At 50.5% G+C, this 3059-nt stretch carries 1 rRNA gene; it reads right to left on the bottom strand.

Annotated features, from left to right (window positions below):
* Window positions 1–21 precede the first annotated feature (21 nt).
* Window positions 22–2935, bottom strand: a 23S ribosomal RNA gene (locus tag JCM17471_RS12970).
* Window positions 2936–3059: the final 124 nt, after the last annotated feature.

Below are 3059 nucleotides of genomic sequence, written 5' to 3'. Positions count from 1 at the left end.
CGCTGCAGCCTATTGGCTGCTTTGGTTAAGTCCTCGACCGATTAGTACTGGTCCGCTTCACATATCGCTACGCTTCCACTTCCAGCCTATCTACCTGATCATCTCTCAGGGGTCTTACTTCCATAAAGGAATGGGAAATCTCATCTCGAGGGGGGCTTCACACTTAGATGCTTTCAGCGTTTATCCCTTCCGTTCGTAGCTACCCAGCGATGCGCCTGGCGGCACAACTGGTACACCAGCGGAACGTCCATCCCGGTCCTCTCGTACTAAGGACAGCTCCTCTCAAATTTCCTGCGCCCGCGACGGATAGGGACCGAACTGTCTCACGACGTTCTGAACCCAGCTCGCGTACCGCTTTAATGGGCGAACAGCCCAACCCTTGGGACCGACTACAGCCCCAGGATGCGATGAGCCGACATCGAGGTGCCAAACCTCCCCGTCGATGTGGACTCTTGGGGGAGATAAGCCTGTTATCCCCAGGGTAGCTTTTATCCGTTGAGCGATGGCCCTTCCATGCGGAACCACCGGATCACTAAGCCCGACTTTCGTCCCTGCTCGACTTGTCAGTCTCGCAGTCAAGCTCCCTTATACCTTTACACTCTGCGAATGATTTCCAACCATTCTGAGGGAACCTTTGGGCGCCTCCGTTACACTTTAGGAGGCGACCGCCCCAGTCAAACTGCCCACCTGACACTGTCTCCCACCACGCTTAGTGGTGCGGGTTAGAGTGTTCATACAGCTAGGGTAGTATCCCACCAACGCCTCCACCGAAACTAGCGTTCCGGTCTCTACGGCTCCTACCTATCCTGTACAAGCGGTACAAACACTCAATATCAAGCTACAGTAAAGCTCCATGGGGTCTTTCCGTCCTGTCGCGGGTAACCCGCATCTTCACGGGTATTATAATTTCACCGAGTCTCTCGTTGAGACAGTGCCCAAATCATTACGCCTTTCGTGCGGGTCGGAACTTACCCGACAAGGAATTTCGCTACCTTAGGACCGTTATAGTTACGGCCGCCGTTTACTGGGGCTTCAATTCTGGGCTTCGCTTACGCTAACTCATCCTCTTAACCTTCCAGCACCGGGCAGGCGTCAGCCCTATACGTCATCTTACGATTTAGCAGAGACCTGTGTTTTTGATAAACAGTTGTTTGGGCCTATTCACTGCGGCTGATCTTGCGATCAGCACCCCTTCTTCCGAAGTTACGGGGTCATTTTGCCGAGTTCCTTAACGAGAGTTCGCTCGCTCACCTGAGGATACTCTCCTCGACTACCTGTGTCGGTTTGCGGTACGGGTAGTTTGTTTCTAACTAGAAGCTTTTCTTGGCAGTGTGACATCAGGAACTTCGCTACTATAATTTCGCTCCCCATCACATCTTGTCCTTAAAGAATCAAGCATTTCACTCGATTCAAGACTTAATGCTTGGACATCCATTTCCAGCCGGATGCTTTCCTTAGCCTACTGCGTCCCTCCATCGTTCAAACAAAACAAACTAGTGCAGGAATCTCAACCTGCTTGCCATCGACTACGCCTCTCGGCCTCGCCTTAGGTCCCGACTAACCCTGGGAGGACGAGCCTTCCCCAGGAAACCTTAGTCATACGGTGGACAGGATTCTCACCTGTCTTTCGCTACTCATGCCGCATTCTCACTTCTAAGCGTTCCAGCCGTCCTCACGGTCGACCTTCAACACACTTAGAACGCTCTCCTACCGCGCCACCTATTGGTGGCACCCACAGTTTCGGTATTATGCTTAGCCCCGGTATATTTTCGGCGCAGGGTCACTCGACTAGTGAGCTATTACGCACTCTTTAATGGTGGCTGCTTCTGAGCCAACATCCTAGTTGTCTGTGCAACGCCACATCCTTTTCCACTTAGCATAAATTTAGGGACCTTAACTGGTGATCTGGGCTGTTTCCCTTTCGACAATGGACCTTATCGCTCACTGTCTGACTCCCGGAGTAAGATAAATGGCATTCGGAGTTTATCTGAGTTCAGTAATCCTTGACGGACCCCTAGCCCAAACAGTGCTCTACCTCCATTATCCAACCTCCGAGGCTAGCCCTAAAGCTATTTCGGAGAGAACCAGCTATCTCCAAGTTCGTTTGGAATTTCACCGCTACCCACACCTCATCCCAGCATTTTTCAACATACATGGGTTCGGTCCTCCAGTGCGTTTTACCGCACCTTCAACCTGGACATGGGTAGGTCACTTGGTTTCGGGTCTACATCTACATACTCATTCGCCCTATTCAGACTCGCTTTCGCTACGGCTCCAGCTTTTCACTTTAACCTCGCATGTAAACGTAACTCGCCGGTTCATTCTACAAAAGGCACGCCATCACCCATTAACGGGCTTTGACTAATTGTAGGCACACGGTTTCAGGAACTATTTCACTCCCCTTCCGGGGTGCTTTTCACCTTTCCCTCACGGTACTGGTTCACTATCGGTCACTAGGGAGTATTTAGCCTTGCGGGATGGTCCCCGCGGATTCCGACGGAATTTCACGTGCTCCGCCGTACTCAGGATCCTGAACAGAGGGTTAGACTTTTTGCTTACAGGGCTTTCACCTTCTCTGGCGCAGCTTTCCAGCTGACTTCTGCTAAATCTAACTTTTGTAACTCTAAAGTTCAGTCCTACAACCCCAAAGTGCAAGCACTTTGGTTTGGGCTCTTCCCATTTCGCTCGCCGCTACTATGGGAATCGATTTTCTTTCTCTTCCTGCAGGTACTTAGATGTTTCAGTTCCCCGCGTCTGCCTCAACTTAGCTATGTATTCACTAAGCTGTAATGCACTCACGTGCATTGGGTTCCCCCATTCGGAAATCTCCGGATCAAAGCTTACGTACAGCTCCCCGAAGCATATCGGTGTTAGTCCCGTCCTTCATCGGCTCCTAGTGCCAAGGCATCCACCGTGCGCCCTTTGTAACTTAACCTTGATAAACAATTGTCTATCGGTTTAGCGATCGAATTTCTAATAGAAACTCTAACAAATACGCTTGTGTTCTCGGCATTTTAAAACAATTAAAACATGATATCCAGTTTTCAAAGATCAAAGTT

Source organism: Lacticaseibacillus saniviri JCM 17471 = DSM 24301, from assembly GCF_001311785.1.
GTDB classification, from domain to species: Bacteria; Bacillota; Bacilli; order Lactobacillales; family Lactobacillaceae; genus Lacticaseibacillus; species Lacticaseibacillus saniviri.
The sequence above is the reverse complement of the archived record's forward strand: the minus strand, read 5'-3'. Positions and strand labels throughout refer to the sequence as shown.